Source organism: Polaromonas sp. P1_A2 (genome assembly GCF_056406895.1).
The window spans coordinates 482,747-504,414 of sequence record NZ_JBFTZI010000003.1 but is presented as its reverse complement, the minus strand read 5'-3'; the positions used below and the strand labels follow the sequence as shown (position 1 = coordinate 504,414).

28 protein-coding genes are annotated in these 21,668 nt (G+C 64.5%); 6 read left to right on the top strand and 22 right to left on the bottom strand.

The genetic code is table 11. The features are described from left to right. Positions 1-4: 4 nt before the first annotated feature. The 8 genes from AC1D09_RS14420 to AC1D09_RS14385 form a co-directional block, all read right to left on the bottom strand. Positions 5-910: a DMT family transporter gene (locus AC1D09_RS14420; RefSeq protein WP_477701107.1), complete on the bottom strand. Its 906-nt coding sequence runs from the start codon at positions 908-910 to the stop codon at positions 5-7. Next, positions 910-1,770, bottom strand: coding sequence for a 3',5'-nucleoside bisphosphate phosphatase (locus AC1D09_RS14415; RefSeq protein ID WP_477664624.1), 861 nt, complete (start codon positions 1,768-1,770; stop codon positions 910-912). Before AC1D09_RS14415 ends, AC1D09_RS14420 begins: the two co-directional genes overlap by 1 nt. A gap of 64 nt (positions 1,771-1,834) precedes the next feature. Next, positions 1,835-2,569, bottom strand: coding sequence for an aspartate/glutamate racemase family protein (locus AC1D09_RS14410; RefSeq protein ID WP_477664623.1), 735 nt, complete (start codon positions 2,567-2,569; stop codon positions 1,835-1,837). 17 nt (positions 2,570-2,586) lie between these two features. Next, positions 2,587-3,309, bottom strand: coding sequence for a GntR family transcriptional regulator (locus AC1D09_RS14405; RefSeq protein WP_477664622.1), 723 nt, complete (start codon positions 3,307-3,309; stop codon positions 2,587-2,589). Beyond that, positions 3,306-4,187 carry an ABC transporter permease gene (locus tag AC1D09_RS14400; protein ID WP_477664621.1) on the bottom strand — a complete coding sequence of 294 codons (882 nt, stop codon included), beginning with the start codon at positions 4,185-4,187 and terminating at the stop codon, positions 3,306-3,308. Before AC1D09_RS14400 ends, AC1D09_RS14405 begins: the two co-directional genes overlap by 4 nt. A 101-nt stretch (positions 4,188-4,288) precedes the next feature. After that, positions 4,289-5,203, bottom strand: a complete 915-nt coding sequence (locus AC1D09_RS14395; protein WP_477701106.1) for an ABC transporter permease — start codon at positions 5,201-5,203, stop codon at positions 4,289-4,291. A gap of 142 nt (positions 5,204-5,345) precedes the next feature. Beyond that, a complete protein-coding gene (locus AC1D09_RS14390) occupies positions 5,346-6,533 on the bottom strand; it encodes an ABC transporter substrate-binding protein (RefSeq protein WP_477664630.1) in 1,188 nt (395 codons plus the stop codon). Positions 6,534-6,727: 194 nt separating this feature from the next. After that, positions 6,728-7,783 carry an ABC transporter ATP-binding protein gene (locus tag AC1D09_RS14385; RefSeq protein ID WP_477664619.1) on the bottom strand — a complete coding sequence of 352 codons (1,056 nt, stop codon included), beginning with the start codon at positions 7,781-7,783 and terminating at the stop codon, positions 6,728-6,730. Between the two features lie 201 nt (positions 7,784-7,984). On the opposite strand from AC1D09_RS14385, the gene AC1D09_RS14380 reads away from it, so the two are divergent. After that, positions 7,985-8,653, top strand: coding sequence for a glutathione S-transferase (locus AC1D09_RS14380; RefSeq protein WP_477664618.1), 669 nt, complete (start codon positions 7,985-7,987; stop codon positions 8,651-8,653). 52 nt (positions 8,654-8,705) lie between these two features. Here AC1D09_RS14380 and recJ read toward each other — a convergent pair whose 3' ends face one another. Further along, a complete protein-coding gene (gene recJ, locus AC1D09_RS14375) occupies positions 8,706-10,430 on the bottom strand; it encodes a single-stranded-DNA-specific exonuclease RecJ (RefSeq protein ID WP_477664617.1) in 1,725 nt (574 codons plus the stop codon). 52 nt (positions 10,431-10,482) lie between these two features. Next, complete coding sequence (locus tag AC1D09_RS14370; RefSeq protein ID WP_477664616.1) at positions 10,483-11,502, bottom strand: hypothetical protein; 1,020 nt, start codon at positions 11,500-11,502, stop codon at positions 10,483-10,485. A 32-nt stretch (positions 11,503-11,534) separates the two neighbouring features. Here AC1D09_RS14370 and AC1D09_RS14365 point away from each other — a divergent pair, with 32 nt between their 5' ends. The 3 genes from AC1D09_RS14365 to AC1D09_RS14355 are packed head-to-tail and all read left to right on the top strand — an operon-like array spanning position 11,535 to position 13,802. After that, positions 11,535-12,788 (top strand): lipoprotein-releasing ABC transporter permease subunit, encoded by a 1,254-nt coding sequence (locus tag AC1D09_RS14365; RefSeq protein WP_477664615.1) that lies wholly within the window; start codon positions 11,535-11,537, stop codon positions 12,786-12,788. After that, positions 12,781-13,515, top strand: coding sequence for a lipoprotein-releasing ABC transporter ATP-binding protein LolD (lolD, locus tag AC1D09_RS14360; protein ID WP_477664614.1), 735 nt, complete (start codon positions 12,781-12,783; stop codon positions 13,513-13,515). Before AC1D09_RS14365 ends, lolD begins: the two co-directional genes overlap by 8 nt. Before the next feature lie 44 nt (positions 13,516-13,559). Next, positions 13,560-13,802: a hypothetical protein gene (locus tag AC1D09_RS14355; protein WP_477664613.1), complete on the top strand. Its 243-nt coding sequence runs from the start codon at positions 13,560-13,562 to the stop codon at positions 13,800-13,802. Between the two features lie 66 nt (positions 13,803-13,868). On the opposite strand, the gene AC1D09_RS14350 is transcribed toward AC1D09_RS14355, so the two are convergent. The 12 genes from AC1D09_RS14350 to AC1D09_RS14295 all read right to left on the bottom strand — a co-directional run bounded on the left by AC1D09_RS14350 (position 13,869) and on the right by AC1D09_RS14295 (position 20,128). Beyond that, positions 13,869-14,099: a hypothetical protein gene (locus tag AC1D09_RS14350; protein ID WP_477664612.1), complete on the bottom strand. Its 231-nt coding sequence runs from the start codon at positions 14,097-14,099 to the stop codon at positions 13,869-13,871. Between the two features lie 107 nt (positions 14,100-14,206). After that, on the bottom strand, positions 14,207-14,503 hold the full coding sequence (locus AC1D09_RS14345; RefSeq protein WP_477664611.1) for a hypothetical protein: 297 nt from the start codon (positions 14,501-14,503) through the stop codon (positions 14,207-14,209). Between the two features lie 226 nt (positions 14,504-14,729). Continuing rightward, positions 14,730-15,293 (bottom strand): prolyl hydroxylase family protein, encoded by a 564-nt coding sequence (locus AC1D09_RS14340; protein WP_477664610.1) that lies wholly within the window; start codon positions 15,291-15,293, stop codon positions 14,730-14,732. A 60-nt stretch (positions 15,294-15,353) separates the two neighbouring features. Then, positions 15,354-15,845 carry a hypothetical protein gene (locus tag AC1D09_RS14335; RefSeq protein WP_477664609.1) on the bottom strand — a complete coding sequence of 164 codons (492 nt, stop codon included), beginning with the start codon at positions 15,843-15,845 and terminating at the stop codon, positions 15,354-15,356. 32 nt (positions 15,846-15,877) lie between these two features. Then, the gene (locus AC1D09_RS14330) at positions 15,878-16,435 is read right to left on the bottom strand and encodes a hypothetical protein (RefSeq protein ID WP_477664608.1); all 558 of its coding nucleotides are present in this window, start codon (positions 16,433-16,435) and stop codon (positions 15,878-15,880) included. Between the two features lie 127 nt (positions 16,436-16,562). Beyond that, positions 16,563-17,012, bottom strand: a complete 450-nt coding sequence (locus AC1D09_RS14325; protein WP_477664607.1) for a hypothetical protein — start codon at positions 17,010-17,012, stop codon at positions 16,563-16,565. 23 nt (positions 17,013-17,035) lie between these two features. Next, on the bottom strand, positions 17,036-17,509 hold the full coding sequence (locus AC1D09_RS14320; protein WP_477664606.1) for a DUF3592 domain-containing protein: 474 nt from the start codon (positions 17,507-17,509) through the stop codon (positions 17,036-17,038). Further along, positions 17,506-17,955: a hypothetical protein gene (locus tag AC1D09_RS14315; protein WP_477664605.1), complete on the bottom strand. Its 450-nt coding sequence runs from the start codon at positions 17,953-17,955 to the stop codon at positions 17,506-17,508. The genes AC1D09_RS14320 and AC1D09_RS14315 overlap by 4 nt, the downstream gene beginning before the upstream one ends. 95 nt (positions 17,956-18,050) lie before the next feature. Beyond that, a complete protein-coding gene (locus AC1D09_RS14310) occupies positions 18,051-18,551 on the bottom strand; it encodes a DMP19 family protein (protein WP_477701105.1) in 501 nt (166 codons plus the stop codon). A 112-nt stretch (positions 18,552-18,663) separates the two neighbouring features. Then, the gene (locus AC1D09_RS14305; RefSeq protein WP_477664603.1) at positions 18,664-19,071 is read right to left on the bottom strand and encodes a GFA family protein; all 408 of its coding nucleotides are present in this window, start codon (positions 19,069-19,071) and stop codon (positions 18,664-18,666) included. Positions 19,072-19,224: 153 nt separating this feature from the next. Then, the gene (locus tag AC1D09_RS14300) at positions 19,225-19,713 is read right to left on the bottom strand and encodes a hypothetical protein (protein WP_477664602.1); all 489 of its coding nucleotides are present in this window, start codon (positions 19,711-19,713) and stop codon (positions 19,225-19,227) included. 49 nt (positions 19,714-19,762) lie between these two features. Further along, positions 19,763-20,128, bottom strand: coding sequence for a hypothetical protein (locus AC1D09_RS14295; protein ID WP_477664601.1), 366 nt, complete (start codon positions 20,126-20,128; stop codon positions 19,763-19,765). A 381-nt stretch (positions 20,129-20,509) separates the two neighbouring features. Between AC1D09_RS14295 and AC1D09_RS14290 the strand changes: the two genes are divergently transcribed. After that, positions 20,510-20,731 (top strand): glycine zipper 2TM domain-containing protein, encoded by a 222-nt coding sequence (locus AC1D09_RS14290; protein WP_477664600.1) that lies wholly within the window; start codon positions 20,510-20,512, stop codon positions 20,729-20,731. Between the two features lie 79 nt (positions 20,732-20,810). Continuing rightward, on the top strand, positions 20,811-21,662 hold the full coding sequence (locus tag AC1D09_RS14285; protein ID WP_477664599.1) for an alpha/beta fold hydrolase: 852 nt from the start codon (positions 20,811-20,813) through the stop codon (positions 21,660-21,662). Positions 21,663-21,668: the final 6 nt, after the last annotated feature.

Below are 21,668 nucleotides of genomic sequence, written 5' to 3'. Positions count from 1 at the left end.
GGGTTCAGGATTCGACAGGCTCGATCAGCACGCGGCTCTGGCGCACCGCGAGCCAGGCGCCCGTCGCGCCGCAGACGGCGATCATCACCATGCCCAGCATGGACCAGCGGTCCGGCACATGCGAGAACGCGATCCAGCCGCCCAGCATCGCAAAGCCGATCTGCGCATAAAGGAAGGGCGTGAGCGTGGACACCGGCGCGCGGCCGTAGGCCAGGATCATCATGAAATGGCCGACCGTGCCCATCAGGCCCATCAGCGCCAGGCCGGCCCACAGCGTCCAGGCGTCGAGCGTGGCCCAGACAAAGGGCAGGGCCAGCGAGGCGGCCAGCGTGCCGACCCAGCCGGTGTAGAAATGCATGGTGAGAGGGTCTTCGGTGCGCGCCAGCCGGCTGGTCAGGATCTGGAACCAGGCATTGCAGATCACCAGGCCCAGCGGCAGCAGCATGGCCCAGTTGAAGTCGTCGCCGTCGGGCCGGATGATGATCAGCGTGCCGGCAAAGCCGCCTACCACCAGCGCCCAGCGCAGCCAGGACACGCGCTCGCCCAGGGTCAGCGAGGCCAGCAGGGTGATGACCAGCGGCGTGATCATCACGATGGCGGTGAACTCGCCCACCGGCATGTGCCTCAGGCTGTAGAACGCAAAAAGGCTGGTGAGCAGCAGCAGCAGGCCGCGCAGCAGCTGGAATTTCGGGTGCGCGGTGCGCAGCACCGACAGCCCGCGCGAGGGCAGCACCGCCAGCGTGGTGGCCACGGCCTGGAAGGCATAACGGAACCACAACGCCATCAGCAGCGGCACGCTGGTGGAAATGACCTTGGTGGTGGTGTCCAGCACCGCGAAGCAGGCGACGGCGCCCACCAGGAGTGCGATGCCGGCCGGGGCGCGGGAGGTGTTGCTCGCGGGGCCGGCCATCACTGGATGCGGTCCGCCAGCAGCTCCCACACCGGCGTCAGCTCGCCCGGCAGAAAGGGCAGGGTGCCCAGGTCGGTGTGGCTTTCGTCGGGGCTGTGGAAGTCGCTGCCGCGCGAGGCGGCCAGGCCGAACTCCTTGGCCGTTTCGGCGTACTTGAGGTATTCCTGGGGCGTGTGGCTGCCGGTGACGACCTCCACGCCGCGCCCGCCGTGGGACTTGAACTCGGTGAACAAGGCGTATTCCTCGTTGGGGGTGAACTTGTAGCGGCCCGGGTGGGCGATCACCGCGACGCCTTGGGCCTGGGTGATCCAGGTCACGGCGTCGCGCAGCGTGGCCCAGCGGTGCGGCACATAGCCGGGCTTGCCTTCGGTCAGGTATTTGCGGAAGACTTCATTGGTTTCGCGGCACACGCCGCTTTCGACCAGAAAGCGCGCGAAGTGCGTGCGCGAGATCAGCTCGGGGTTGCCGACGAACTTCAGTGCGCCCTCGTAAGCGCCCTTGATGCCGACCTTGGCCAGCGAGTCCGACATTTCCATGGCGCGCTGCTCGCGCCCGCCGCGCGTGTTGCGCAGGCCCTGCATGATCTCGGGATTGCCGGCGTCAAAACCCAGGCCCACGATGTGCACCGTCTGCCCGGCGAAGGTGACCGAGACCTCGGTGCCCGTCAGGTAGTGCATGCCCTGGGCCTTGGCGGCCGCCGCGGCGCGCTGCTGGCCGCCGATTTCGTCGTGGTCGGTCAGGGCCCAGAGCTCCACCCCGTTGGCCTTGGCCCGTTCCGCCAGCGCCTCCGGCGTGAGCGTGCCGTCCGACACCACAGAGTGGCAATGCAGGTCGGCATTCAGGATGTTTTGGGGGGTCACAGGCCCATTTTAGGCCTTCTGCTTATGGAGTGCAGTGCGTACTCACATATCCTTGCCCGCCGGGCTACAAACCCAAAGCCGTCAGCTCCGGCGAAAGCTTGTCCCAGGGCACATCAAAGCCCGGCTTGCCGCGCTGCGGCGGCGGCGCGTGGCTGCGCAAGGCCCAGTGCGCGCCAGCCAGCACGCTGTCGATGAGGGGCACGCCCAGCCCGGGCTGCAGGGCCGCGGCCATGCCGGCCAGGCCCGCGCCGCCCAGGATCACCGCCTGCGCGCCCAGCTGGCGCACCGCGTCGCGGCAGGCCTGGGCCAGCAGGGTGCGCGCGGCGGCCGGGTCGGCGGCCAGCTGCGCGCCGGTGGGCGCGACGGTGTGGATGCCGGCCAGTGAAGGCGCGTGGCCCAGGGCCTGGGCCAGGCGCTGCAGCATGGGCCCCCAGCGCTCACCCCCGGTGACGATGGCAAAGCGGCCGTGGCGCGCCGCCTCGATAAAGGCCGCCTCGGCCAGGCCGGTGACCGGCACCGGGCTGCTCTCGCGCAGCGCCAGCAGGCCGGGGTCGCCGAAGCAGCCTATCAGCACCGCGTCGGGCGCCGCGCCGGGCACCGCGAGCGCAGCCGCCCAGGCGTCCAGCGCGGCATGCGCGGCCACCGCGTAGCTGGCCTCGTCCGAAATATAGGGCGCGCCGAAACGCGCGGTGACGGTGCTGACCTGCACATGCAGCCCGGCGGCGGCCTGCACATGGGTTTGCAGCAGCGCGCTGACCGAGGCTGATGTATTGGGGTTGATAACCAGCAGCTTGCGCATGGCACTCCCGTCCAGGCTCAGGAGAACAGCGCCGACAGGTCGGGCGCCTCGCCCGCCGGCGGCGTGAACTGCAGCTGCGACTCCAGGCGCGTCAGGTGCTCGCGCATGTGGCGCGCCGCTTCCCGCGCGTCGCGCAGGCGGATCGCGTCCAGCAGCACGCGGTGTTCACGGCAGCGGCAGGCAGCCGCGCCATCACGGTCCTCGCGGATGTCGCCGAGAGCCGTGCCGTAGGTCATCAGGATCAGCGAGGTGCGCGAGGTGAGCTCGCGCAGGATGCGCCCCAGGGTCTGGTGGCCGGCGCGCTCGGCGATCTGCAGGTGGAAGTCGCCCGACAGCCGTATCGCGCGGTGCATGTCGCCGGCCAGCCGCGCGGCTTCCTCGTCGTCGATGCAGCGCTTGAGCTGCCGCATGTCGGCCTCGTCGGCCTTGGCGATGAACAGTTCCACCAGCGTGGGTTCTATCAGCCGGCGCACCTCGAAGACCTCGCGCGCTTCCTGCTCGGTCGGCTGGGCCACGGTGGCGCCGCGGTTGGGCACCAGCGTGACCACCTGCTCATTGGCCAGGCGCAGCAGCACCGGGCGTATGCGCGTGCGCGACACGCCGAAGGCGCCGGCCAGCTTGTCTTCGCCGAGCTTGGTGCCCGGCGGCAGGCGGTGGTCCAGGATGGCCGAGACCACGCGTTCATACATCTCGGTGTCGGTCGGGGGCGCGGCGGGCGCCGCCGTGGTTGTCGGTGTCATCGCTGTCCTTTTTTCTGCCGCTTGCCCAGCCACCAGGCCAGGCCCATGGCCAGGGCCACCACCCCCAGCGACACCACGGTGGTGACCGTGCCCAGCGCGTAGATGGCCGGCGTGGTGACGGTGGTCGTCAGGCCCTGCAGTTCCAGCGGCAGTGTATTCACATCGCCTATGGCCTGCGAGGTGCGGGCGATTTCGTCCCAGCTCAGGGTGAAGCCGAACATGCCTATGCCCACCACCGACGGCGCGATCAGCGGCAGCACCACGTGGCGAAAGCCCTGCCAGGGCGTGGCGCCCAGGTCGCGCGCGGCTTCCTCATAGGCCGGGTTGAAGCGGTTGAACACCGCGAACATGATGAGCAGGCCGAAAGGCAGCGTCCAGGTCAGGTGCGCGCCCAGCGCCGAGGTAAACAGGCCCAGCGCCGTGCCGTAGTCCTCCAGCGCGCCGGCCATGCCCAGCAGCTCCAGCAGCTTCTTGATGCCGCCATCCAGCAGGCGGAACTCCAGGCCTATGCCCAGCGACACGATGATGGAGGGCATGATCAGGCTGGCCACCACCACAAAGAACAGGGTGTTGCCGCCCGCGAGTTTTTTGCGAAAAGCCAGGCCCGCGAGTACCGAGAACAGCACCGTGAAGGCCGTCACCGCCAGGCCCAGGCCCAGCGAGCGCTTGAGCGCCGAGCCTATGTCGACCACGCCCAGCCCCTCGGCCAGCTTGTGGAACCAGTGCAGCGAGACGCCGCGCAGCGGAAAGGTGAGCCCGCCTTCCGGGCCCTGGAAGCTCAGCAGCACGATGATGAACATCGGCCCGTAGAGAAACAGCACAAACAGCGCGAAGAACGCGGCGAGGAGCCAGAAGCCGGCAGAGCGTTTATCGGACATAGCTTAGAACCTCCGCAGGAGGGGCCGCAGCGCCGGGCCGCCCCAAGCAAGGCCAGCCCCCTCGGGGGGCAGCGTAGTACACGAAGTGACAAGCGTGGGGGTCATAGTTCTTTGCGGATATCGACCAGCCGCGTCAAGGCCCAGATGATCATCAGCACCACGGCCAGCAGGATCACCGCATTGGCCGCCGCCAGCGGGAACTGCAGGTAAGAGGTCTGCACCTGGATGACCTTGCCGATGGAGGCGATCTGCTGGCCACCCATCACGCCTATGGTCACGAAGTCGCCCATCACGATGGTGAGCACAAAGATGGAGCCGATGATGATGCCGGTGCGCGACAGCGGCACGATGACGTTCCACAGTGTCTGCCAGGCCGAGGCGCCGCTGTCATTGGCCGCCTCGATCAGGCTGCGGTCTATGCGCATCATGGAGTTGAAGATGGGCACGATCATGAACATGGTGTACAGGTGCACAAAGGCCAGCACCACCGAAAAATCCGAGAACAGCAGCCACTCGACCGGCTGGCTCACCACGCCCATGCCCAGCAGGCCCTGGTTGACCAGGCCGTTGCGGCCCAGCAGCGGCACCCAGGAGATCATGCGGATCACGTTCGACGTCCAGAACGGGATGGTGCACAGCACAAAGAGCAGCGTCTGCGCGCCCTGCGAACGCACGTGAAAGGCCAAAAAGTAGGACACGGTGAAACCGGTCACCAGCGTGATCAGCCAGACCAGCAGGCTGAACTTGAAAGTCGACAGATAGGTCTTGAAGGTCACGCACAGGTCCGCGCCGCTGCCGCAGCCCGCAAAAATGGCGGAGTAATTCTTCAGCGTGAAGCCGGGCAGCAGCTCGTATTCATTGAAGTCCCAAAAGCTCACCGTCAGCACCAGCGCCAGCGGGATCAGGAAGAACAGCACAAACACCGACGCCAGCGGCAGCGCCTGCCACCAGGCGGCAAGCGCACGCCCCGGCGCCTTGGCCGGAGCGGAATGTGCAGTGATTGCCGGTGTACTCATGACGACCCGAAGTTAAAAAAGAACCACCAGAGCAAGCGAAGCCCCTTCCAGCGACAGCGCGGAACTGGCTTCGCCAGGCCGCAGCTGTCGTCCCCTGCAGGGGAGAGGCCGCTACACGAAGTGAGCGGCAACAGGGGGGTGCTTATGCAGCTACGAACTCATTCCACTTCTGGACCATGTAATTGTTCTCATCCATCACCGCATTCCAGCACGCGATGCCGCCCATGCGCGCCTCGTAGCTGCCGCCGTCGCGCACCGCGCCGGCCTTGGCCAGCACGTCGCCGTTGGGGCTCTTGATGTCCTGCGAGGCGGGCTTGCCTTCCATCCAGTAGGCCCATTCGTAGGCTTCCATCTTGGCCTTGGCGGTTTCCAGCACGGCGCTGTAATAGCCCTGGCGGTTCAGGTAGGCACCGGCCCAGCCGTCGAGGAACCAGTTGATGAATTCATAGGCGCCGTCCAGCTTCTTGCCCGAGAGCGTGGCCGGCAGGCCGAAGCCGGCGGCCCAGGCGCGGTAGCCTTCCTTGAGCGGCTGGAAGTTGCAGGCGATGCCCTTGGTGCGCACGGCCGTCACGGCGGGGCTCCACATGGACTGGATCACCACCTCGCCCGAGGCCATCAGGTTGACCGACTCGTTGAAGTCCTTCCACAGCGCGCGGAACTGGCCGGCCTTCTTGGCCTCGATCAGCGTGGCGATCGTGAGGTCGATCTCCTTCTTGGTCATATTGCCCTTGTCCGGGTATTTGTAGATGCCCTTGGCTTCCACCACCATGGCCGCGTCCATGATGCCGATGGACGGGATGTTCAGGATCGCGGCCTTGCCCTTGAACTCGGGGTTCAGCAGCTCGGCCCAGGAATTGATGGGGCGCTTGATCAGGTCGGGGCGTATGCCCAGCGTGTCGGCGTTGTACACCGTGGGGATCAGCGACATGAACTGCGTCGGGCTCTTGGCGAAGACCTTGCTCTTTTCGCCCTCGAGGTAAATCACCTTCTTGGGCGCCGTGCCCTGGTCGCCCACGGCTTTGCCGGCCACGGTGCCGGTGGTGAACAGCGTGGTGATCTTGTCGGCGTTCTTGATCTTTTTGGTGTCTATGCCCTTCAGGTTGCCGGTGGGCACGATCTTCTTGAGCGAGAAGTACTCGGTGTCTATCAGGTCGAAGCTGTTGGGCGCGGTCACCGCGCGTTTGGTCACGTCGTCGGTGGTGACGGCCACGTACTGGATGGTGATGCCGGTGTCGGCCTTGAACTTCTCGGCAATCGCCTTGTCCTGGTTCACCGCGGTGCCCAGGTAGCGCAGCACGATTTTTTCCTGCGCATGCACGGCCGGGAACATGCCCGTGGCCAGGATGCCCGCCGTGCCCTTGAGCAGGGCGCGGCGCGGCAGGCCGCCCGCAGGGGTGCCGTCGGCGATATCTTGCGGGTTCTTTTGATCAGGAAAGGCGTCGGACATGGTGAAACTCCTGTGCTGGGGTGGAAATCTTCTTGCGAAGGGGCGGTTGGAAAACGGTGGGCAAAACAAAAGCGGTGTCAGGCCGGAGCCGCGGCGCGCAGCGTGTGCGCCGCCTCGGGCGCCCACGACAGCTGCACCGCGTCGCCGGGCGCATAAGGCCGCGCCGCGAACGCCGCCTCGGGCAGCATCACCGACAGCTCGGCCGTGCTGCTGGCGCTCAGCGACACGCCCGGGTTCTGCAGGCCCAGCAGCACATAAGTGCCCTGGTATTCGACGTCGGTGACCACGGCGCGCCGGTTGTGCGGCGCATCGGGCGCGGCCTCGCCGGCCGGCGTGATCCGCATCTGGTCGGTGCGCACGCCTATGCGGCCCGCCGGCGTGTCCAGCACGTTGTGCCCGCCCATGAAGCGCGCCACGAATTCGCTGGCCGGGCGGTTGTAGATCTCATGGGGCGAGCCCTGCTGCTCGATGCGGCCGTGGTTCATCACCACCATGGTGTCGGCCAGCGCCATCGCCTCTTCCTGCGAATGGGTGACGTGGATAAAGGTCAGGCCCAGCTCTTTCTGCCAGCGGCGCAGCTCGGCGCGCATCTGGATGCGCAAAAACGGGTCCAGCGCCGACAGCGGTTCATCCAGCAGCAGCACGCGCGGCTGCGTGATCAGCGCGCGCGCCAGCGCCACGCGCTGCTGCTGCCCGCCCGAGAGCTCGGCCGGCTTGCGTTCGGCCAGGTGGCCCATGGCCACCCGCTCCAGCAGTTCCTGGGCCTGGCGCCGCCGCGCCGCCTTGTCCACCCCTTTCATCTTGAGGCTGAAGGCCACGTTGTCCAGCGCCGACAGGTGCGGGAACAGCGCGAAGCTCTGGAACATCATGGCCGTGCCCCGGCCGGCGGCCGGCAGGTCGGTGATATTGCGGTTTTCCAGCAGGATGTCGCCGCTGGTGACCGACTCATGGCCCGCCATCATGCGCAGCGTCGTGCTTTTGCCGCAGCCCGAGGGCCCCAGCAGGCAGCAGTAGCTGCCGCCGGCAATGCGCAGGTGGATGCCGTCCACCGCCGGCCTGTCCTGCTGCGCATAACGTTTGGTCAGCGCAATGGCTTCAATGGCGGCGGGCGCGGGGCTGGCAAGGGCGTTCATGCCGCCCTTGTGTGCAAGGCCTGTGCCAGCTTTGTATGCGATTTTTCAGAAGATTGTGTACAAAATGCCTGTTTCTGGTGCCCGGCCGCCCCCGCGGGGTGCAAAGCGGCCGGCCGCGGTGCGCGCCGTGGCGGCTTCAGGGCGGTGCGGCATGGCCTACCATGCCTTCATCGCATCGCTGATGTCCAACGGAGCCACCTCTTGATCACCCTGCACCACCTGAACAACTCACGCTCGCAACGCATCCTCTGGCTCATGGAGGAGCTGGGCCTGCCCTATGAGATCCAGCGCTACCAGCGCGACCCCAAAACCATGCTGGCCCCGCCCTCGCTGCGCGCGGTGCACCCGCTCGGTAAATCGCCGGTCATTACCGACGGCGAACTCACCCTGGCCGAATCGGGCGCCATCATCGACTACCTGGTCAGTCGCTACGGCGCCGGGCGGCTGGCACCCCCAGCCGGCACGCCCGAGCACCTGCGCTACACCTACTGGCTGCACTACGCCGAAGGCTCGGCCATGCCGCCGCTCTTGCTCAAGCTGGTCTTCGACAAGATCGAGAACTCGCCCATGCCGTTTTTTGTGAAGCCCATCGCGCGCGGCATCACCGGCAAGGTCAAAAAGACCTTTATCGAGCCGCAGCTCAGGCAACACCTGGACTTTCTTGAAATGTCGCTGCCCCAGGGCGGCTGGTTTGCCGGCAAGGAGTTCAGCGGTGCCGACATCCAGATGAGCTTCCCGCTGGAAGCCGCCGCCGCGCGCGGCGGGCTCAACGAAAGCCGGCCGAACCTGATGGACTTCCTCGCGCGCATACACGCCAGGCCCGCTTACCAGCGCGCGATAGAGCGCGGCGGGGAGTTTGAACTGCAGTGAGGTCCTCTTGCGCCTTTCCCCGGAGGGGGAGGGGGCGCTCCACCGGCAACACTCAGATCTCCGCGCCCTCGACCAGAAAGCGCACGCGCTTCACGCCCTGCCATTCGTCGGCGTCCAGCCGGAAGGCCAGCTTGACCCGGGCCGGCAGCGCTTCGGTATGGCCGAACCAGATGCCGTCCACCGGCTGGCCCTGGTGTTTGAGTTTGAGCGCCAGGTGTTTTTCGCCGACCAAACGCTGCGACACCACTTCCACCACCTCGCTAAAGGTGGGCGCCGCAAAACCCTGGCCCCAGACTTCCTTGTGCAAGGTGTCGACCAGGTCGGCGCGCCGGTATTCGGGCGCCAGCGGGCCGTCGGTGTCCATGCGGCGCGTCAGCGTGGCCGCGTCCAGCCATTCATGCGCGACCTGCTGCAGCGCCTGCTCGAAGAGCTCGAAATTTTCCTCGGCGATGGTGCAGCCGGCTGCCATCGCATGGCCGCCAAAACGCAGCAGCACGCCCGGGTGGCGCTTGGTCACCAAATCAAGCGCGTCGCGCAGGTGAAACCCGGGGATGGACCGGCCCGAGCCCTTGAGTTCATGCTCCTTGCCCGGCGCCTGGCTGGCGGCAAACACAAAGGTCGGCCTGTGCAGCTTGTCTTTCACGCGCGAGGCCACGATGCCGACCACGCCCTCATGGAATTCCGGGTCGAAGATCGCGATCGCCGGCGGCGGCTCCTCGTCTTCATCGATCATCGCGTCGGCCGCCAGCTGCGCCTGCTCGCGCATGCCGGCCTCGATGTCGCGGCGCTCGCGGTTGATGCCGTCCAGCGTCCTGGCGAGCTCTTCGCCGCGCGCCGCGTCGTCGGTCAGCAGGCATTCAATGCCCAGCGTCATGTCGCTGAGCCGGCCCGCCGCATTGATGCGCGGGCCCAGCGCAAAGGCAAAGTCAAAGGTGGTGGCCGCGCCCGCCTGGCGGCCCGCGGCGCTGAACAAAGCGGCCAGGCCGGCCGGCAAATGGCCCGCGCGTATGCGCTTCAAGCCTTGCGCCACCAGGCGGCGGTTATTGGCGTCCAGTTTCACCACGTCGGCGACGGTGCCCAAGGCCACCAGTGGCAGCAGCGTATCCAGCTTCGGTTGATTCGCCGCATCAAAAGCGCCGCGCACGCGCAGCTCGGCGCGCAGCGCCAGCAGCACATAAAACATCACACCCACACCGGCAATCGACTTGCTCTCGAATGTGCACCCAGGCTGGTTGGGGTTCACGATCACATCGGCCTCGGGCAGCACCACCTGGCCGTCTTTGAGCGCCGGCAGGTGGTGGTCGGTCACCAGCACCTGCATGCCCAGGGCGCGGGCGCGCGCCACGCCCTCCATGCTGGCGATGCCGTTGTCCACCGTCACCAGCAGGTCGGCGCCGCCGGCTTTCACGCGCTCGGCAATCGGCGGCGTCAGGCCGTAGCCGTCGGTCACGCGGTCGGGCACCAGATAGCCCACATCGCGCGCGCCCAGCAGCCTGAGGCCGCGCAGCGCCACGGCGCAGGCGGTGGCACCGTCGCAGTCGTAATCGGCCACCACACAGATCTTTTTGCCGGCGGCCATCACATCGGCCAGCAGCCTGGCGGCCTCCAGCGCGCCGCGCAGCGAAGAAGGCGGCAGCAGCCGGCCCAGGCCGTCGTCCAGCTCGTCAGCCGAATGCACGCCCCGCGCCGCGTAAAGCTGCGCCAGCAGCGGGTGTATACCGGCCTGCTGCAGCGCCCAGACGCTGCGCGGCGGGACTTCTCGTACCTGGATTTTCATGAGGGGGTTTTCAAACTCTCTATATATATGAGGGGGTACCGGGCGCTGGGGCTTACAGCCGCTCCAGCGCCGCCAGCAAAGGGGTGGGGGCCAGGCTGGCCGCGATCCTGGCAAAAAAGCCTTGGTGCGCTGTCTCAAAGGTGGCCGCGCCGCGCTCACCACACAGCGTCAGCCGCACGGCCTCGCCCGCGCGCTGGCGCGCCAGCAGGGCGGCAATCTCGTTCGCATCCAATGCGGCCCAGGCCTGGGCATAAGCCGCCCAGTCGTCGGCAAACACCGCCTGCGCCAGGCTGCGCGGCATGGCCGGCACTGGCGCTTTGCCGGCCGCGTAGCCCGCAGCCAGCGCACCCGTGCCGCTGGGCCAGAAAGAATTGACCGGCAGCTGGCGCCGTGCCGCGCGCTCGTCATTGAGTGCATGGGTGTACAGCAGCATCTGCATCTCGTTCTGCAAAAGCTTGACCTTGCGCGCCGTGCCCTTGGGGTCTTGTTTGTCCTGCTTGGGCAGCCAGGGGTCTACATTGCGGCCCAGCACCCGGTCCAGCGAGGCGGTGGGCAGGCTGCGAAACAGCTCGCCCTCGGCCAGCCAGCGCGCCGGCCCCAGGGCTGGCACATAGTGCAGCGTGATGCCGTCGCCGTCGAAATAAGGCTGCATGGCCGCCAGCAGGGCGCGTGATTCGCCCTCCTGCAGGCCCAGCGCGGCCGGGTCGGTCAGGGTTGCATGCTCGCGGCCCATGGCCCAGTGGCAGGGCGTGATCCAGGCCCAGGCCTTGCCCGTGCTGCCGGGCAGGTGCAGCGCCGCATCGCGCGCGGCCCAGGGAATCAGGCCGTCGGCTGTGTTGGAGTTCGCCATGCCCAGCGCCCGGGCCAAAGCCCGTTCATGCGGCGGCGACAGCGTGTGGGCATCGGCTTCATCAGTGTGCACTGACTTCATGCCCTTGAGCAGCTGGGCCAGATTGCGTGTGCTGTCGGCCGGCAGCGCCTTCATCGCCGGCAGCCAGGCCTCCGCGCCGCAGGCCGCGAAGGGCAGCAGCAGTTGCGGCCCGGTGAAAGGGGTGGGGGAATTGGCTGACATGGGGCTATTGTCCGGGATGCAACAATACCCGGATGCAAATTCCGTATGAACTGATATTAGGCTGGCGCTACACCCGCGCCGGCCGCGCCACCCGGCGCAACGGTTTTATCTCTTTTATCTCGGGTGTCTCCATGCTGGGCATCGCGCTCGGCGTCGCCGCCCTCATCATCGTGCTCAGTGTGATGAACGGCTTCCAGAAGGAAGTGCGCGACCGCATGCTGGGCGTGATCTCGCACATCGAGGTCTTCGCCCCGGGCGGCGTCGCGCTGCCCGACCCGGCCAAAACCCTCGCTGAAATCAAGGCCAACCCCCAGGTCACGGGCGCCGCCACCTTTGTCGCGGCCCAGGCCCTGCTGGCGCGCGGTGAAGACATGAAGGGCACCCTCGTGCGCGGCATAGACCCGGCCCTCGAAGGCCAGGTCACCGACCTCGCCGTGACCTCGGCGCCCGCACTCCAGAAACTGGTGCCCGGCAATTTCGGCGTGGTGCTGGGCGGCGAGCTGGCCCGCGCCATGGGCGTGCGCGAGGGCGACACCGTCACCCTGATCGCGCCCAGCGGCCAGGTCACCCCGGCCGGCGTGGTGCCGCGCTTGAAGCAGATGACGGTGGTCGGCACCTTTGACTCCGGCCACTATGAATACGACTCGGCCCTGGTCATGATGCACCAGGACGACGCCGCCAAAATCTTCAGGCTCGAAGGCCCGACCGGCATACGCATACGCCTGAAAGACTTGCACCAGGCGCGCGAAGTGGCGCTGGAGCTGTCGCGCACGCTGAGCGGCGACCTCTTGATACGCGACTGGACGCGCCAGAACAAGACCTGGTTCGCCGCCGTGCAGCTCGAAAAACGCATGATGTTCATCATCCTCACGCTCATCGTCGCGGTGGCCGCCTTCAACCTGGTCAGCACCCTGGTCATGACGGTGACCGACAAGCGCGCCGACATCGCGATTTTGCGCACCCTGGGTTCCAGCCCGAAAAGCATCATGAAAATCTTCATGGTGCAGGGCGCGCTGGTCGGCGTGATAGGCACACTCTCGGGCCTGGTCCTGGGCCTGGGCATTGCCTTCAACATCGACGTCATCGTGCCTGCCATAGAGCGCGCGCTCAACGCCAGTTTTTTACCCAAAGACATCTACCTGATCAGCCGCATGCCCAGCGAACCGCAATACGCCGACATCATGCCCATCGTCGTCATCTCCCTGCTGCTGTCCTTTTTGGCCACCATCTACCCGAGCTGGCGCGCCAGCCGGGTCAATCCCGCGGAGGCCCTGCGTTATGAGTGAGCTCAAGAACGACATGACCGCCACGCTGCAAACCGGCAAGGCCAATGGCGAAGTGGTCCTCAAGGCCAGCGCCCTCACCAAACGCTTCCACGAAGGGTTAATAGACCTCACGGTGCTGCACGGCGTGGACCTGCAAGTCCACGCCGGCGAAACCCTGGCCATCGTCGGCGCTTCGGGATCCGGCAAAAGCACGCTGCTGCATTTGATGGGCGGCCTGGACGCGCCCACCAGCGGCCAGGTGGAACTCAAGGGCAAAGTGCTGTCGGCCTTGTCGCCCCAGCAGCAGGGTGACTTGCGCAACCAGCATTTAGGTTTTGTTTACCAGTTCCACCACCTGCTGCCCGAATTCAGCGCCCTCGACAACGTCGCCATGCCGCTGTGGATACGCCGCCAGGCGCCCGCCGAGTCCTCACGCATCGCCACCGAGATGCTGGCCGCCGTCGGCCTCAAGGACCGCATCCACCATAGGCCCGCGGAGCTCTCAGGCGGCGAACGCCAGCGCGTCGCGATTGCCCGCGCCCTGGTCACCCAGCCGGCTTGCGTGCTGGCCGACGAGCCCACCGGCAACCTCGACCGTTCCACGGCCGACGGCGTGTTTGAGCTGATGCTGAAGCTTGCGCGTGATTTCGGCACGGCTTTTGTGCTGGTCACGCATGATGAAACGCTGGCCTCGCGTTGCGGGCGGCGGTTCAGGTTGGTATCGGGGAGGCTATCGGAGTGGGGCTGAGCGCGTCTGAACGACGGGGACCCGTCGAGCGCAAGGATACCGATGTGTACGTCGGTGCTGCTGTGCTGGCGCTGGGCCTAGGGCTTCTTTTTGCGCTCTTTTTCTTCAAGATCACGATTGTGTTTGTCCTGATGGGCGCGATAGGCTGGATGGCTGTGGCATTGCGCTGTTGGTTCAGCAACGTGAGTTTCGCGCGGATTCTCGCCGTGTGTATCTTCCCGCCAGTCCTGTTGTTGCTGTTGGTCGGGCCTTCCATCAAAAGAGCCCAAAAGGTTCGCCCCAGCTAGAAGATTGGCTACCAACCATCGGGGCTGCGCTGTGCGTGTCGGAGTGGGCTTGAGGCCCGGCGGGGTTTAATCCTTCTTGCCGCCACGTGGCTTGACCCGCGACCGTGTACGGCTGTCCTCGCCGAGTGAATCCCGCCAGTGCTTGAGCTCGTCACTCGCAAGCGGCCGGCCGGGTTGTTCCGTGCCGTGTGGGGTTAGCTTTTCCTGCAAGTCCCTGATCCGCAAAAACTGCCTCAGCGACGCCCGAATCTGATCGAGCGCGGTACCGCCTTTTTCACGCTTGTCTTTGGGAACCATGCGCTCCGAGCATATTCGCCGCTATGTCAAAAGACATCCATGAATGTCATCTTTGGATGTAGGACAAGGCTGACACGGTAGGGCCACGAGGGACCTGTACCACTCGATCATCTCCGCCACCGCAGGACGGTTTTGCAATAACCACAAGACTTCGGATTGAAATTTCCAGGCGGAGTACGGTTGCAGACGGGGCATCGGTACTTTGTTTCACCAATGGCTAAAAGCGTGAAGGCAATACCGAATATTGCAAGCTGCAGCCATGCAGAGGCGGCCATCACAAGGGAAACAATTGCCGCAAGCAAGGCAGCCATGCCGGGCACAAGGTAGCAGGCAAGCAGCCTGGCACGCAATTTCTGAAAGCGGATGGCCCGCTTTTTGACGTAGTCGTTGCGTGAACGCGCCATAAGGTTTGATGCCGGGGGGTGTGTGAGTTTTCGAAAGGTTCGCTCAATGGAGGGGCTTGTATGCGGGGACTGTTCGTGACTCGAGCCTACAGCCAATCCTCAACATAAAAATACCGGTCCGCATTAAGTTTGTCGACCAACAGCACTTTCTCGCGAACATCTTTGCCTGATGTGCAATTGGGGCATTCGGTTGAGGGCATTGCTTTGTTGATAGATGATTATTCGATTAGGGCGCTACCCCGTAAAGCACATCAGAACGCAGAACATACTTTGTTCCTTCCTCGACAGTTGCACCCTCGTGCCAGGTGTCATGGATAAAAAGCAGGGCACGGCCGGTTCGGGGCAGGATCTTGAAGTCGCGGAAATCGGTTTCCCCACCAACGAAGTTTTCGTTGAGGTAGACCAGGAAGGTCAGTCGACTCGTGAAGCCGCCCTCCGTCCACGGGCCGTCCTTGTGCATCTTGAAGCGCTGCCCCGGCGAATACCTGTAGAACCGAAGGTCCTTGGGCAGCCCCACGGCCTTTTGCCCTTGCAAGGCCGGTAGCGCGGCTCCCGCCAGGCCCTCCCATAGGCGCATCACCCAGCGAGGAGACTCAAACAAGGCACGCTCATTGTTGCGTACCGTGGGCATGGATCGCTGGCCCTCGGCAGTGCGCACGCCCGCCGCTTCGAATCCATGTTCATCGGCCAAACCCATCAGTTCAGCACAGTCCGCCGAAGCAAGAAAATGATCAATGCTGAAAACTCGTTCTGAATGGGTAGTCAGAGACGACGGTGTCATTCCGTTCATGCCCGAAGTATGCACTGTGGATTCAACAGTGATTTGGTTTGCTGTCTGGCGGGCGGCGGTTCAGCCATCCTTGCGCCTGAAGAAAAAGCCGATGGCCGTGCCAAGCAGCGCAAAAACCAAGGTGTTTACCGCTGCGCCAAGATAGCCGGCCGGGCGCCCGGACCCTATCAAGTGCACACCGAGTCCAAGAACCGAGATGGCCAGGTAGAGCGCGCCGGCTCGGGCGATGGGCTTGTGATAACGGCTTGAATAGCGCGCAAAGAACAGCGTTGTGAGGACAGGAACCAGCATGACGGGGGATGTGGCCATTCCCTCCGCCGCCGTCCGGAAGCCGCCGCGCAACAGCATATGCGCCATCAGGGTGGTGGCCACGCCCAGCAGCATCGCGCAAAGCAAGTAGCCGACCGCCCATTTAAGCAGGACGGCGAAATCGGACTCGGCGCGCTTCCCGGAACCTGGAGCGTCCGGTTCAGTGAAGATGCCGCAACCACAGGCGGAACAGGCCAGCAGCGCATCCGGCGCAGGCGACTTGCATTCGGCGCAAATTTTCATCTTGAGGCCTAGGCTCGTGTATCCAGCAAGGTCTAGTTGTCGCTCACGGTGAGCGCCCGAATACATTTTTGATCCGGCGCGGTCAGCCTGACGACAACATCGCGATTTCCCTCCTTGGGGCACATCATCCCTTGCAGGCTCAAGGTCTGGGGAGACCCCGGCATGGTGATTCCAGGCGCCATATAGGGTTTCGCGAATGTGCACCGGGGCGATGAGACGGCTGCCTGCAGAGGGACACACGGTCCATTGCTGCTGAACATGACGTGCAGCACCCTTTGCGGCTTGTTGGAGCCCGCTTGCGTCTGGATCAATTGTGTCCCGGCGGTGTCCAGAAACTGCGGCACGGAAGCCGCGCCGGCCAAATTGATCGTTCCCTCAGGACCCTTGAGCTCCATGGCTTGCCGAAAAGTCACGTGGAGTTTGGACTCGAGAGACTTTGCCGGAAATCCATCCCGGATATCGCCTGCAGTGACCCACAAGATGCGATCTTGCAGGTATTTCACCGGGTCATTCACAGGTTCCACAGCATGCGCCGCGCAGGAGCAAACAAGCAGCAGGCCTGCAAAGGTCGCATTCGACAGGTAATTCATGATCTGGCCCCTTGATTTATGGTTGATGAGGCCAGCGGCAGCCTTCTCTCCATGACCTTACATGACCTTATCGTAAGTGCTGTCATGACGGTTTACGGCAGTGGGCCCATTCATTTTCAGAGGGCTTTCACGGGTGTTCCCTGCGCAAAACCCCGCTCTGAAGAATCAAACCGGAGTCTCCCTCCGGCTCTCCCGCCTTGATTTCCTCACTCACCTGCCAATGCAGGGAATCGCCGCGGACCTTTGCCGATCCGAGCACGATCTGGCCGTTTCTTGCGCTTGTCACCGTGAGCACGGCGCTCCCGCCAAGCACAAGGCCTTTGACGCTGGCTTCGCCTCCCTCGTTCATGCGCCCGCAGCCAGGCGTTGCCATGGCGTGATCGCCAACGATTTTGGCGCCTGTTTGCGACAGCTTAAAAACCGCCGTGCCGCACTCGACCTTGTCTTTCTTTTCAGCCGGTGTCCTGAGGTCTATGGACCATGTTCCGGTGAAGGGTGCGGAGCGGCCCTGTGCTTTGGCCGGCGCGCAAAGCGCGAGCCCGAGGCAGGCCAGGATTTGAAGGAAGTGAATCCGCATGGGCAGTTTTTGGGGATAGGGGCTTAGACCGGTCCTGCCACTTTCTTCTTCCGGCGCAACCACCCCAGGGGCCAGGCAACACCAAAGGCAATGGGCAAAGCAAGGCCCAGCGAAAGAACCCCCGATACGAACAAGGCACTTCCGACACTTTCCCGCTTGTCCCGCAAGTCGTAATAGCGCCGCATGGTGGCGACCGAGGGCTTTCGTGTGTCGTAGGCCACCTCCACAACAGGCTCGTCAATGTACCAGCGGGCACCGGCTTCGTCTGTGGAGGTGGTTGTGGTGCGGTAGGCCACGCCATCGACCACATATTTGAAGTGGACCCGGTACGAGTCCCCGTGCTTGCCTGATACCTTGGTCATGCCGTCCGGTGTGGCGCGGACAAAGCCCGGTGACCTGGCGACCGAAGCCATGGTTTCAGCGCGCTCCTTCTCTTCGGAGCCAAAGAGATAAAACAAGCCGGAGAAGATCACTAAAAGCAGCGCGAGGAATTTCATGACGGATCTGCCGCCTTTTCCTGGTCGCCGCCAAAAAAGACCAGCAGCAAGGAAAGCACCGGAAGCAGGAAAAGATTGAGATACCCGGGAATCCACGCAGTGAAGCCCGTATTGGTGGGAACAAAGGCCGACAGCAGGAACAGCGGGGTTAAAAAATCGGACTGGACACGCGCTGCAAAAAGCAGAAAAGTGAAAATGTTCAGCAGGTGCAGCGACGCGAGCAGCACGATGGGGATGGCGAGGGCTCTGGGAAGCTTTCCGCCGGAGAACAGGCAATAAGCCGCCGCTAAACAAAGGGCGGCCATCGCGATGTTCAATGCGGCCGGAATGGTGCGCCCGGTGTGGGCTATCCACTGCACGCCGCCTATGGTCGATCCCAAAAAGAAGAAGGCCGCCAGCCAGCCCAGGCCTGCTGCGGTCCATGCCATCGCGCGTATATGTTTCATGTGTTTTCCGGTGGTTTGCCGGAACCATACCGCACCCGGCGCGCAAAACCCGGGATATTTTGATCCCATGCACTCATGCGGTGGGCTGCCGGCACTCAAGCCTCGATGTAGAAGTAACGGTCCGCGTGTTCGCAAAGATGCCTGACCAGGCGCGGAATGCGCTCCCAGTCGTCCTGGTAGGGATTGTCCACGGCCTCGTACGCGGCCTCGATGCTGTCGTAATCCAACGGTGTTTGAACATACTGCGCCAGCATGCGCTCCAGCGCCGCGGCTTCTTCCGGCATGCCCGCTTCGGCATAGGCTTTTGCCGCGGCCTGCACCAGCGCCAACCCCGAGTTGTCGGTGCCCGTCTTGAATCCCTCGCCGGCGCGGCTGGCTTCCCACAGGAAAATTGAATACACCATCCTGTAGCCGGGCGGGAGCTGGGCCAGCAGCTGGTCGGCGTTCTCGACGTCCAGCTCGGATGCCAGCTGGTACATGCCTTCTTCCGGCGTGCCCTCGCTGTCTGATAGCCAGAAGGGGGAAACGTCAGAGCCGGCGGAGCTGGAGGCTTCTTCGACCATCTCGAGGACCAGGGGTGGAATCATGCGTGCCATGTTGAGCGACCTGTTGATGCTGTATTGAAATGTGTGCTGCTGTGGTTGATTCCGCCGCGGCTCACAATGGACTGCCGCTCAAAAGACATGGGTTGCCCGGGGACTTCAGCCATCACGGCTGGCCGTCAAAAGCTTCCAGTTCCGCCGGAAACGTCACCCATGAAAGACAACGCTGCGTCCAGATTTGCCGCTGCGGGGCGCCCAATTCATGCCGCTGTTTCAGCGTGCCGATGCGCAGCGAGTAGGCCTGTGGGTTCTCCGCGGCGCAGGCATACAGGGGACTGCCGCAGACCTCGCAAAACGCGAGAACGCGCCTGGAGCCGCTGGCCGCCGTCTTGATGTAGGTCCGGGGTGTGCCCTTCACCAGCCGGAAAGTGCTCGCGGGCGCGGGGATGTTGGCCCGAAATACGGAGCCGGACTGCGTCTGGCAGTCGGTGCAATGGCAGACCGTGATGGTGCCCGGCTGGACTTGCGCTTCGTACTCAATCGCGCCGCAATGGCATTGGCCTTGAACTTTCAATGACAGCTCCTGAGGATCGCAATGGCTGATTCTGACCCAGGCCGCCATCTTACCGGCGCTTGCAATGGGGCCGGCCGGTCATCGGTACGGCCCCTACCAGCGCGCCACCACCCCCAAAGACGCATTCACAGATGCGCTATCTGGTTCGCCGCGTCAGGCCGCGCTGGTGATACGCCACACGACGGCGCCGAAGACGAGAAGAATGACCACCAGTGCGGCAAGGCCGCCGAAGCGCTTCCCGATATAGAGCGTAGTGGCAACAAATGCGGCCATGCCGACGAACCAGATGGCACCGTACCAGCTGGTGAACCACTTCGAAAACAGCAGGAGCGCAAGGCCCAGGGCGGACGTGGCGGCCGACAGCCACCAAGCGCTGCGAGGTAAGCGATGCGCCGAGGACCAGAGCAGCAGGGATGCGCTGATGACGACGGGCGCGACAAATCGCGGCCAGCCCCTGATCCAGGGGACGAGTTCCCTGGCGGTTTCGGTGCGCCCAACGCTGATGACCAGAACTTGCCCGGTGGACGCAGCCGACACGATGGCGCTGAAGAGCGACCACAAGGCCGGCAGCAGCAAAACCCCGGCGAGCGCCAGGGAAAACCTCGCGTATGCCGACAAGGGCGGCGACGGTGCTTCGCTCATGTGTCTGGTGAAAAAGATTGTTGTGGCTCCGGATGGACAGCAAACAAGCTCATGCTCCGCCGGACACCCCGAACAGGAGCCAGGACATGTGTACGCCCGATTTCTGGATCGCAGGGCCGCCCATAAGCCACCAGGCAGCCAGGCATGTGACCAGGCCGGCCACGATGCATGTGAGCCACAGCCGCGGTCTTGGCGGCCCGGCTCGCATGGACATGATGCCGGCGGCAAACAGGATGACGAAGCCCAGTGCAAGCGCGGAGAGCAGGAAAGCGGGGACGATACCCAATGGCCTCGACGAAAACGACCGAAGCTCGGCAACAAACTCGCCGCCGAAAAGAAGCAGGAAGAGGACCCAGACAAGCCCCGCGGCCAGTGAGACAAGGCCGCACACAATGCGAAAAATGTCACTTCGCATAAGACGCCTGGTTTTGGCAAATGAAGGCAAAGGCATGGGCATGGAGCGGCATAGCGGGCTACTCTACTGCATCTCAAGGGACTGTGCGCTCCGGCTGGGGTAGCACCGACGGGATGGCGCGTGGTGCCGCGACCTGCGACCCGCGTGCGAAATGACGCCGCCCCGGATCGGACTCGGTCCTCAGCGATACGGCATTTCGTCCTACACCCCTGAAGAGCCGGCGGCCTAGCATGAATAAACCAGCAATGAAAAGTTCATCGCCCTGGCTTGTTGGCAGGCACGAACGATGAACCGTTCATTCAGGTGAAGGCGGATTGATGGCGTAACCAGTCAAGCGGCATTTATCGCTCTTCAAATTTCATCCACTTCAAGGAGATAAAAATGATCAGCATCAAACACAGCGCAATTTGCGCGGCTGCGATTTCACTGGCCGCCCTGACGGGCTGCAGCGGCATGTCGACCCAGGACCGCAACACCCTGATCGGCGCCGGTGTCGGCGGTGTGGCCGGCTCGGCGCTGACCGGCGGCAGTGCCTTGGGCACCGTGGGCGGTGCCGCCGTCGGCGGTGTGATCGGCCACGAGGTCACCAAGCCGCGACGCTAAACCCACGCTTGCAAAGCCGGGCCCGTTCACGCATGAAGTATCCCGGAAGGTGCTTCATGCCGGCGGGCCCTGACCTGGCATGCGCACGGACACCATCGCCCATGAGGGCCTGACCCTGGGCCTGCTCGCGGCCGGCGACCCAGCCCGGCCCGCCCTCGTGCTGCTGCACGGCTGGCCCCACGACAAACAACTTTATGCCCCGGTGGTCGACACACTCGCCGCCGGGCATTTTGTGCTGGCTTTTGACTTGCCGGCCATAGGCGAGTCGCGCGGCGCGCCGCCTTCGGCCGAAAAAACCGTGCTGGCCGATATCCTGATTGGCGCGGCGGAGCGCGCCGGTGCGCGCGCCATGGTGGTGGCCGGCCTCGACGTGGGCGGCATGATCGCCTATGCGGCGGCGCGTGACTATGGGCCACGCATCGCGGGCGCCGTGGTCATGAATACCGTGGTCCCCGGCATAGACCCTTGGGACAAGGTGCTGGCCGACCCGCGCATCTGGCACTTCGCCTTCCATGCCCTGCCCGAATTGCCCGAGCTGCTGGTCGCGGGCCACCAGCGCGCCTACTTTGATTTTTTTACCAACTTCCTGGCCGGCAAAAAAGAGGCCGTGACGGAAGACCATCGCGCCGCCTTTGCGCGCGCCTATGAACGCCCCGAGGCGCTCAAGGCGGGCTTTGACTGGTACCGCGCGCTGCAGGCCGATGCCAGGCACAACAGCCGGCACAAGGCCATCGAAACGCCCCTGCTGTATCTGCGGGGCGACGCCGACGGCCGTTCACCCGAAGACTACCTCCCGGGCCTCAAGGCCATGGGCGCAAAACACCTCAAGGGCGAGGTGTTGCGCGGCAGCGGCGAGTTCGCGCCGCTGGAGGTGCCCGAGGCCTTTACGCGGGCCATAGCCTCTTTCGCAAAAGAGTGCCAGGCTGGGTAAATAGCT

Bases quoted from the DNA above. Each gene is read 5' to 3' on its own strand.
- AC1D09_RS14420 (WP_477701107.1), bottom strand. From the start codon at position 910: ATGGCCGGCCCCGCGAGCAACACCTCCCGCGCCCCGGCCGGCATCGCA.
- AC1D09_RS14410 (WP_477664623.1), bottom strand. From the start codon at position 2,569: ATGCGCAAGCTGCTGGTTATCAACCCCAATACATCAGCCTCGGTCAGC.
- AC1D09_RS14405 (WP_477664622.1), bottom strand. From the start codon at position 3,309: ATGACACCGACAACCACGGCGGCGCCCGCCGCGCCCCCGACCGACACC.
- AC1D09_RS14400 (WP_477664621.1), bottom strand. From the start codon at position 4,187: ATGTCCGATAAACGCTCTGCCGGCTTCTGGCTCCTCGCCGCGTTCTTC.
- AC1D09_RS14395 (WP_477701106.1), bottom strand. From the start codon at position 5,203: ATGAGTACACCGGCAATCACTGCACATTCCGCTCCGGCCAAGGCGCCG.
- AC1D09_RS14390 (WP_477664630.1), bottom strand. From the start codon at position 6,533: ATGTTCCCGGCCGTGCATGCGCAGGAAAAAATCGTGCTGCGCTACCTG.
- AC1D09_RS14385 (WP_477664619.1), bottom strand. From the start codon at position 7,783: ATGAACGCCCTTGCCAGCCCCGCGCCCGCCGCCATTGAAGCCATTGCG.
- recJ (WP_477664617.1), bottom strand. From the start codon at position 10,430: ATGAAAATCCAGGTACGAGAAGTCCCGCCGCGCAGCGTCTGGGCGCTG.
- AC1D09_RS14370 (WP_477664616.1), bottom strand. From the start codon at position 11,502: ATGTCAGCCAATTCCCCCACCCCTTTCACCGGGCCGCAACTGCTGCTG.
- AC1D09_RS14365 (WP_477664615.1), top strand. From the start codon at position 11,535: ATGCAAATTCCGTATGAACTGATATTAGGCTGGCGCTACACCCGCGCC.
- lolD (WP_477664614.1), top strand. From the start codon at position 12,781: ATGAGTGAGCTCAAGAACGACATGACCGCCACGCTGCAAACCGGCAAG.
- AC1D09_RS14350 (WP_477664612.1), bottom strand. From the start codon at position 14,099: ATGGTTCCCAAAGACAAGCGTGAAAAAGGCGGTACCGCGCTCGATCAG.
- AC1D09_RS14345 (WP_477664611.1), bottom strand. From the start codon at position 14,503: ATGGCGCGTTCACGCAACGACTACGTCAAAAAGCGGGCCATCCGCTTT.
- AC1D09_RS14340 (WP_477664610.1), bottom strand. From the start codon at position 15,293: ATGAACGGAATGACACCGTCGTCTCTGACTACCCATTCAGAACGAGTT.
- AC1D09_RS14335 (WP_477664609.1), bottom strand. From the start codon at position 15,845: ATGAAAATTTGCGCCGAATGCAAGTCGCCTGCGCCGGATGCGCTGCTG.
- AC1D09_RS14330 (WP_477664608.1), bottom strand. From the start codon at position 16,435: ATGAATTACCTGTCGAATGCGACCTTTGCAGGCCTGCTGCTTGTTTGC.
- AC1D09_RS14325 (WP_477664607.1), bottom strand. From the start codon at position 17,012: ATGCGGATTCACTTCCTTCAAATCCTGGCCTGCCTCGGGCTCGCGCTT.
- AC1D09_RS14320 (WP_477664606.1), bottom strand. From the start codon at position 17,509: ATGAAATTCCTCGCGCTGCTTTTAGTGATCTTCTCCGGCTTGTTTTAT.
- AC1D09_RS14315 (WP_477664605.1), bottom strand. From the start codon at position 17,955: ATGAAACATATACGCGCGATGGCATGGACCGCAGCAGGCCTGGGCTGG.
- AC1D09_RS14310 (WP_477701105.1), bottom strand. From the start codon at position 18,551: ATGGCACGCATGATTCCACCCCTGGTCCTCGAGATGGTCGAAGAAGCC.
- AC1D09_RS14300 (WP_477664602.1), bottom strand. From the start codon at position 19,713: ATGAGCGAAGCACCGTCGCCGCCCTTGTCGGCATACGCGAGGTTTTCC.
- AC1D09_RS14295 (WP_477664601.1), bottom strand. From the start codon at position 20,128: ATGCGAAGTGACATTTTTCGCATTGTGTGCGGCCTTGTCTCACTGGCC.
- AC1D09_RS14290 (WP_477664600.1), top strand. From the start codon at position 20,510: ATGATCAGCATCAAACACAGCGCAATTTGCGCGGCTGCGATTTCACTG.
- AC1D09_RS14285 (WP_477664599.1), top strand. From the start codon at position 20,811: ATGCGCACGGACACCATCGCCCATGAGGGCCTGACCCTGGGCCTGCTC.